Annotated in this window: 9 protein-coding genes; 3 read left to right on the top strand and 6 right to left on the bottom strand. The window is 39.2% G+C overall.

Features of this window, described 5'->3' with window-relative positions; all coding sequences use genetic code 11:
* From ACJML3_RS05240 to ACJML3_RS05250, 3 genes are all read left to right on the top strand, one after another.
* Positions 1-948: Glu/Leu/Phe/Val dehydrogenase dimerization domain-containing protein (locus ACJML3_RS05240; protein ID WP_406021241.1), on the top strand; the 948-nt coding region annotated here is incomplete at its 5' end.
* Between the two features lie 234 nt (positions 949-1,182).
* A complete protein-coding gene (locus ACJML3_RS05245; RefSeq protein WP_288136282.1) occupies positions 1,183-2,517 on the top strand; it encodes an anaerobic C4-dicarboxylate transporter in 1,335 nt (444 codons plus the stop codon).
* Between the two features lie 39 nt (positions 2,518-2,556).
* Positions 2,557-3,315 (top strand): SDR family NAD(P)-dependent oxidoreductase, encoded by a 759-nt coding sequence (locus tag ACJML3_RS05250; RefSeq protein WP_406021244.1) that lies wholly within the window; start codon positions 2,557-2,559, stop codon positions 3,313-3,315.
* 58 nt (positions 3,316-3,373) lie between these two features.
* On the opposite strand, the gene dapB is transcribed toward ACJML3_RS05250, so the two are convergent.
* The 6 genes from dapB to ACJML3_RS05280 form a co-directional block, all read right to left on the bottom strand.
* Complete coding sequence (dapB, locus tag ACJML3_RS05255) at positions 3,374-4,147, bottom strand: 4-hydroxy-tetrahydrodipicolinate reductase (RefSeq protein ID WP_331853471.1); 774 nt, start codon at positions 4,145-4,147, stop codon at positions 3,374-3,376.
* 1 nt (position 4,148) lies between these two features.
* The gene (locus ACJML3_RS05260; protein WP_406021246.1) at positions 4,149-4,634 is read right to left on the bottom strand and encodes a GNAT family N-acetyltransferase; all 486 of its coding nucleotides are present in this window, start codon (positions 4,632-4,634) and stop codon (positions 4,149-4,151) included.
* Positions 4,631-6,310 (bottom strand): DNA repair protein RecN, encoded by a 1,680-nt coding sequence (gene recN, locus ACJML3_RS05265; RefSeq protein ID WP_406021248.1) that lies wholly within the window; start codon positions 6,308-6,310, stop codon positions 4,631-4,633. The genes ACJML3_RS05260 and recN overlap by 4 nt, the downstream gene beginning before the upstream one ends.
* Positions 6,311-6,318: 8 nt before the next feature.
* A complete protein-coding gene (locus ACJML3_RS05270) occupies positions 6,319-7,236 on the bottom strand; it encodes an NAD(+)/NADH kinase (RefSeq protein ID WP_406021250.1) in 918 nt (305 codons plus the stop codon).
* A gap of 121 nt (positions 7,237-7,357) precedes the next feature.
* Positions 7,358-7,714: a 30S ribosome-binding factor RbfA gene (rbfA, locus tag ACJML3_RS05275; RefSeq protein WP_219936890.1), complete on the bottom strand. Its 357-nt coding sequence runs from the start codon at positions 7,712-7,714 to the stop codon at positions 7,358-7,360.
* 8 nt (positions 7,715-7,722) lie between these two features.
* On the bottom strand, positions 7,723-8,598 hold an 876-nt coding region (locus ACJML3_RS05280), incomplete at its 5' end, for a translation initiation factor IF-2 (RefSeq protein ID WP_406021253.1).

An 8,598-nucleotide genomic window follows, 5' to 3' on the forward strand; every position in this document is an offset into this window, starting at 1 on the left:
TCAGAGACTGAAATTATGCGTTTCTGTCAGGCATTCATGATTCAGTTACACCGTTACATCGGTGCTACTGTTGACGTACCAGCTGGTGATATCGGTACTGGTGGTCGTGAGATCGGCTACATGTACGGTGCTTACAAGCGTTTAACAACCCGTTACGAAGGTGTTTTAACTGGTAAGGGTCTAAACTACGGTGGTTCTTTAGCACGTACTGAGGCAACTGGTTACGGTACCGTTTACTTCACAGACGCTATGGTTAAGGATCGTGGCGACAGCTTACAGGGCAAGAAGTGCGCAGTTTCAGGTTCTGGTAACGTTGCAATCTACTGCTGTGAGAAGTTATATCAGTTAGGTGCTACCCCAGTTACTGTTTCTGATTCAACTGGTACTATCTATGATCCAAACGGCATCAAGGTTGACGTATTAAAGCAGGTTAAGGAAGTTGAGCGTGCACGTTTAACCCGTTATGCTGAGTTAGTTTCAACTGCTGAGTACACTCCAGTTGAGAAGTACCCAGAGGGCAAACACCAGGTATGGTGCTACAAGGTAGACTGTGCATTCCCATGTGCAACTCAGAACGAGTTAAATGAGGAAGATGCTAAGACCTTATTAGCAAACGGCTGTAAGGTTGTAGCAGAAGGTGCTAACATGCCTTCAACCTTAGGCGCTATCAAGCAGTTCTTAGACGCTAAGATCGCTTATGCACCTGCTAAGGCAGCTAACGCTGGTGGTGTTGCTACTTCTCAGTTAGAGATGGAGCAGAACGCTGGTATGACTTCATGGACCTTCGAAGAAGTTGACAGCAAGTTACACACCATCATGACAAACTTATACAAGAACGTTGCAGAAACTGCTCGTGAGTTCGGTGTTGAGGGCAACCTAGTATTAGGTGCTAACATCGCTGGCTTCCGTAAGGTAGCAGACGCAATGATCGCTCAGGGCGTTATCTAATAGATAGCTAACTGATAAAAGTGCCGGTACATGTACCGGCATTTTTTTTAATATTCTTCATAAAAAAGCATTAACATCATGATTTATAGAAAAAATAAATTGTGATAACTTACAGATTTTTTAATCTCTTCAAATTATTTTTTTGATATTCCACAAAAATTTCTCTTAAAAAACATGATTTAACTGATTTCAGACCTATATTTTTTATAGATCTTGGAAATTTGGAGCTAAATTATGTTAATTGCTGAGTTTATTTTCCTACTTATCATGCTTTATGCAGGAAGTCGCTTTGGTGGTATGGGACTTGGTGTTGTTTCTGGCATCGGTCTTGTTATTGAAGTTTTCATTCTCAGAATGCCTCCGGCCTCAGCACCTGTTGACGTAATGCTCATTATTATCGCTGTAGTCAGCTGTGCTGCTATTCTTGAAGCTGCAGGCGGTCTTAAATATATGCTTCAGATAGCTGAAAAATTGCTCAGAAAAAATCCAAAAAGAATTACTTTTTTTGGACCGCTTGTTACCTATACTCTATCCTTAATGTTAGGTACAGGTCATGCTGTTTATACTATCATGCCGATTATTGGTGATATAGCAGTAAAAAATAAGGTAAGACCAGAAAGACCAATGGCAGCAGCATCTGTTGCATCTCAGCTTGCACTTACAGGCTCCCCAATTTCAGCTGTCGTTGCTTGCTATCTTGGAAGAGATGTTCTTGCAATCCCTGGTCTTGAGAATTTAAATCTGATGACCATTCTTATGGTAACAACTCCTGCAACATTGCTTGGTGTTATTGCCTTATCAATTTACTCTAACTTCAGAGGTAAAGATCTATATGAAGATCAGGAGTTCTTAGAGAAACTTAAAGATCCTGATTTTAAAAAAGAAATTGAGTCATCATCTCATACAACACTCAATGAGACACTACCTACATCATCAAAACTATCTGTTTATCTGTTCTTGCTAGCATTGGTCACCATTGTTCTTATCGCAGTATTTCCTGAAGTCAGAACCATTGGAAATGCCACAAGACCAATTAGCATGGGTATTATTATTCAGATGATGATGCTTTCTTTTGGCGCTATTATTCTGATTGCAACAAAGACTCCTGTTAAGAACATTCCAAATGGTGTAGTTTTCAAATCCGGTATGGTGGCATGTATTGCTATCTTTGGTATAGCATGGATGTCTGATACATATTTCTCATATGCTATGCCATCTTTTAAGGCATCTATAACTGGTATGGTAAATGAATATCCATGGACATTCGGATTTGCGCTGTTTGCAGTATCTGTCGTAGTTAATTCTCAGGCAGCAACAGCAAAGATCCTTTTGCCTGTTGCTATAGCTATCGGTCTGCCTCCACAGGTTCTCATTGGACTTATGCCAGCAACCTATGCATACTTCTTTATTCCAAACTATCCATCAGATATTGCTACTGTTAACTTTGATATAACAGGAACAACAAAGATTGGAAAGTACTATTTTAACCACTCTTTCATGATTCCAGGTTTAGTCGGTGTGCTGACAGCATGTATCGTTGGACTTTCACTTGCAAAAGTGATTATCTGATAGAAAGAAATTTTATCTGAACAAATATAAGGATTGCATATGATTGAGCTACTTGGAAAAACCGCATTTGTAACAGGTGCAAGTGATGGTATTGGACTTGAAATTGCAAAGGCGTTCTTTGACAGAGGAGCAAAGGTTTATCTTGCATCAAAAAATTCAGAACAGTTAACAAATGTCTGCAATGAAATGGACACTTCACTTACAAGAGCAATCCCTGTTCCTCTTGATGTATGTTCAAATACAGCAATAAATGAAGTGTTTGATAGGTTCAATGCAGACGATGTCTCTTTTGATATTCTGGTAAATGCTGCAACAGTAACACCAATTATCAGCATACAGGATATCGATTATGAGTTATGGCAACAGGCAATTGATACAAATCTTACAGGAGCATTTTTCATAACACAGCATTGCCTAAAGAGAATGAAAGAGAGGTGTTCAGGAAAAATTATTAATGTTATTTCCTGCTTTGCAAAGGATGCATTCATGAACACAAGTGCTCTTGCAGCATCAAAAGCTGGTCTTGCAATGCTAACTAAATGTATTGCAGTTGAATACGCTAAATTCAATATTAAAGCTAATGTCATTACAACTGGCTTTATCGATACCCCCGCTTTTAAGGTTCTTAAGGAAAACCAAACTATGAATGACAAGATCCTAAATGCCACACCGCTAGGCAGATGGGGAAAGTCTAATGATGTTGCTCAGGTAGCAGTATTTCTTGCAAGTGACAAAGCAGATTATATTACAGGATCTGAAATTAAGGTGGATGGAGGTCTGTTAAGTAAGCTACTTTAATTGCAAAGATGCAAAAAAGGCGGATAACTCCGCCTTTTGCTTATTATGATAAATAAGATTAAGCCTTAAGGCCTAAAACCTCGTTCATATCGTATAAACCAGGCTTCTTATTCTCAAGCCATAATGCAGCTCTGAATGCACCACGAGCAAATGTCTGACGTGATGTAGCAATATGAGATAACTCTACTCTTTCACCTTCTGAGCAGAACATTGCTGTATGATTACCAACAATATCACCGCCACGAACTGATGAGAAACCGATTGAACCGTAGATTCTTTCACCGGTGATACCATCACGACCTGATACCATAACATCCTTTAGATTTACATTGCGACCTGCAGCTGCAGCTTCACCAATAGCAAGAGCAGTACCTGATGGAGCGTCAACCTTGTAGCGGTGATGAGCTTCTACGATCTCAATATCTGAATCGCTCATAATCTGAGCAGTCTTCTTTACAAGATTTAAAAGAACATTTACACCAACAGAGAAGTTTGCTGCAAAAACGATAGGTACATGCTTTGAGTATTCTTTAATCTGATCTTTTTGATCATAATCAAAACCAGTTGTTCCTAATACAACTTTGCAACCATGCTCTTTTGCATACTTTAAAACGTTTAAAGAACATTCAGGACGTGAGAAATCGATAAACAGATCAGGAGCGGCTGACAGCTTATAAGGATCGTCAACTACTTCTGCACTGCAGCCTGATGGGAGAGTATCAGTATTCTTATCGATACCACAGACAATCTTAGCACCATCCAAACCTAAACAGCATTCATAAAGGGCATGTCCCATACGGCCACCTAGGCCAACGATACCAACTTTGAGCATCTTATAACTCCTTTTCCATTTCAATTAAGTGCTCTAATTTTACACTTACTTTAGAAAAATGTAACGATCTATAGAAAGCCATTGCACCATTATTAAGCATTTCTACATCGACCTTTAACTTTTTGCCTCCACTCATTATGACCATCTGCTCTGCAGTCTTCATTAAGAGGGTACCGATTCCATGTCTCATATACAGTGGGTCGATATAAAGGGCAAGAATATATCCGTCTTCAATTCTGCTTTTGAAGGTTATAAATCCATATATTCTAGTTGGACCTGTTGCGATGACTGTCTTATATTCATTTTCCTGTGACAGTCTCTGTTCCCATAGCTTTGTAAACTGTGGATGTGTATAGTTAAAAGGAACTGTTCTGTTCTCATAAACAGAAGAATTAAGCTCAAGTCTTGCAATCTTAGCTGCATCCTCAACCTTTGCCCATCTGACTTTTACATTAAGTCCGCCTTTTAAGGTAACTGATGAACTCACTTATCACTTCCGCTTGAATCTAGAAGAGCTTTTGCAGAACATCTTGTATCTTCGGTTATTACGTTACCACCCATCATTCTTGCAATTTCCTCAATTCTTCCTTTTTCATCAAGATCCTGCACAAATGATGATGTTGTACCATCCTTTTCTATCTTTGTTACAAGAAACTGGTGATGAGCCATTGCTGCAACCTGAGGAAGATGAGTTACAGTGATGACCTGAACATTTGATGAAAGACGTCTTAAAAGACTTCCGACAGATGAAGCTGTTCTTCCTGAAATACCGGTATCGACCTCATCAAAAATCAAGGTCTGAGTTGAATTTGCAGTACTTGTTAATACTTCAATTGCAAGAGCAAGTCTTGATAATTCACCACCTGATGCAACAGTAGACAGTTCAAGTGGTTCCTGACCGATATTAGCTGAAAACAGGAATTTAACCTCATCTCTTCCAGATCGTCTTGGTCTTGACTCATCATCTCTTGTAACTGATGCATTAAAAACACCGTTACTCATTGCAAGTTCATGGATGCTGTCTGTTACTGACTCAGACATCTTTTTGGCAGCCTTTGCTCTTTTTTCGCTCAGTGCTGATGCCTTTTGTTCATAGTCTGCTCTTAAAGACTTCACCTCATTTGTGAGAACAGCTATTTTCTCTTTTAAAGAAAGAAAATATTCAAGATCGTTTTGCTTTTTAGCTAAGATCTTATGAACTTCATTTGGCTGTACCTTGAATCGTCTTGCAAGCTCATGACATTTAGACAGTTTCTCTGATAACTCCTCTACCATCTGAGGATTTGCCTTTAGTGAAAAGTTGTCTAGTTTTTCTCTTGCTCTGTCTAGTAGTGATGCTGCATTTGTCAGATCGTCAACGATAGGATCGATACTTTCTTTTGCATAAACACTTACTCTTGATAAATCACTTATTCTTGCACTTAAAATATCAATGATATTGTGTTCATCATTTTCAAGAACACCTTGTGCTAAAGCAATTGCATCCTGAGCCTGTGACAGATGAGAAAGAGCATCAAAATCAGAGCTAATCTTTTCATAATCGCCTTCGTGCAGATCCAGTTTTTCAAGCTCATCAAGTTCAAAGCGAAGTGTCTTGTAATTGTTTGCTCCATTTAGCTGTTCATCTGCTAGATTCTGCAGAAGATTTCTTTTGCTGATATATGAATCATAGGATGAAGCAACTTCTGATACTTCTTTTGAAAGACCTGCAAATGAATCTAAAAGATTGAGCTGATTTTTCTCATCTATAAGCTTTACTGATGCATGCTGACCGTGAATTGCAACAAGTGAATCGGTTACGTCCTTCAAAACACTTAGTGTACAAGGGACATCATTTATATAGGCTTTTGATTTGCCATCCTTTGTGACTACTCTTCTGATTACAAGATCAGATGTATCATCTGATGAAAGATCGTGCTCTTTTAGATATGTTTTTAAAAGCTCATTAGATTCAATTGAGAAAACAGCACTGATTTCTGCCTTGTCACAGCCATTTCTTACGAAAGCGCTATCAGCTCTTGAACCTAATATCAAAGACAGCGCATCGACACTTAAAGATTTACCTGCACCGGTTTCACCGGTTATGCATGTCATACCTTCTGAAAAATCTAGAACATTCTTCTCACTTAAGGCAAAATCTTTAACAATAAGCTGTAAAAGCATACTATCTCCTAAACAAGGCTGCGACCAAAACCAAGCTTCTGTCTTAACAGTGAATAATAATCATATCCTTCAGGATGAATCAGAACCAAAGGTGTATGATGCTGTCTTATAAAGACAGAGCTGTTAGTATCAGCTCTCATGGTTACCTGACCGTCACAGTTGATTGCAATTAACTCTGCTAACTCATCAGGTGCCTCAAATTCAATCTTAACCTCAGATTTGCCAGGAATAATTAAAGGTGAACAGTTCAGTGACTGAGGGAACATTGGAACTAAGGATAACAAGTCAAGATGTGGCTCAATAATAGGACCGCCAGCAGAAAGTGAATATGCAGTTGATCCTGTAGGAGTATTTACAATAATGCCATCGCCTCGCATGGTATAAAGATGAGTACCATTAATACTTACCTTGAAAACCATCATATGTGCCATGGTTCCTGAGTGAATTACAGTCTCATTAGTTGCAAGTGATGAACCGATAAGTTCACCTACACCGTCATCAGAATCTCTTGAAACCCTAACATCAATCATTGTTCTCTCTTCAAGAGAATACTGACCGCTTACTACCTTTTTAAGGCTTTCATCAATGTTATCTGGATTTACATCTGTTAGAAGACCTAAATGACCTCTGTTGATTCCAAGAACAGGAACCTTGAGATCAACTAGTGTTCTTGCTGCACCTAGTAAGGAGCCATCACCGCCGATTACAATGATAAGATCAAGTTCTCTCATTTCTCGTCTTGTAATTGACTGTATTTCACTGATATTAAAACCAACTGCAGTATTTGCATCAAGATAAACCTTCACTCCAAGCTTTGTCAGTTTATCTGCAATCTCTCTTATAGGACCTGCCATTGGTCTTTTATATACCTTTGAGACAATCACAGCAGTACTTATCGGTTTTTGTACAGGTTTGTCGTTCAACACCTTTGGCTCCGTTATGGTAAATATCTTTTAACTGAATATAACAGTAAATCAAAAAAAATTAAAAGACAAAAATCAAAAAACAAAATCCCAATTAGTATGGGTAATTGGGATCTTCATGATTTTAGTCTTTGTTAAGACCTTTTTTAATCAGTGCGTCTAATCGCATACTTTCAGTAAGCAGTGAATCATACCTCAGATCAAGATCCGGCATGTAACGCAGATTAAGTCTTTTTGCTACAGCAGAACGCAAGAATCCTTTTGCACTCTTCAAACCTTTCATCGCAGCTTCAATTTCTTCTTTATTATCAGTTAAAAAAGAAATATATACACGAGCGTTTTTCAGATCAGGAGATACGTCAACCTCTGTTATGGTTGCGTTTTTTACTCTTGGATCCTTGAGTTCATTATGCAGTACATCTGCTAATTCGCGAAGTACTGCAGTAGCTACTCTTTCGTTTCTTCCGTAACTTCTTGGCATATTATCCTTTAGTCAAGTGTACGTGCAACTTCAACCTTCTCGAAGCACTCGATACGGTCGCCTACGCGTACATCCTGATAGTTCTTAACACAGATACCACATTCGTTGTTCTGCTTAACCTCAGATACGTCATCCTTGAAACGACGCAGAGAATCAAGCTCACCTTCGAAGATAACAGTGTTATCACGAAGCACACGAATAGGAGCTGCTCTCTTTACGATACCTTCAACAACCATACAGCCGGCAATAGCACCGAATTTTGGATGTCTGAAGATTTCACGAACTTCTGCATATCCGATGAAGTTCTCACGAACCTCTTTCTTAAGAAGACCTGACATAGCCTTCTTCACGTCATCAATCAGATCGTAAATAACACTGTAGTAGTGTAAATCAACTGACTCTGTATCAATAACCTGTCTTGCAGGACCGTCAGCACGAACGTTAAAGCCGATTACAACTGCGCCATCTGCTGCAGCTAATGTTGCATCGTTTGCAGTAATACCACCAACGCCTGAACCGATAATCTTAACCTTAACCTCGTCGTTACCAAGCTTGAGAAGAGCATCTGAAATTGCTTCAACTGAACCTTGAGTATCAGCCTTAAGAACAAGCTTGAGTTCTGAAGCGTTGCTCTCCTTGAACATAGATGCAAGCTGAGCACTCTTCTGTTTTGCAATCTTAAGTTCTCTGAACTTACCCTGTCTGAACAGAGCAACTTCACGAGCCTTACGCTCATCAGATACAACAGTAACCTCATCACCTGCAGATGGAACACCTGACAGACCGAATACCTCTACAGGAATTGAAGGACCAGCTTCTGTTAGCTCCTTACCGTTCTCGTTACGCATTGAACGAACACGACCATACTGTAGACCGCAAAGAAC

The organism is Succinivibrio sp., from assembly GCF_045124615.1.
GTDB classification, from domain to species: Bacteria; Pseudomonadota; Gammaproteobacteria; order Enterobacterales; family Succinivibrionaceae; genus Succinivibrio; species Succinivibrio faecicola.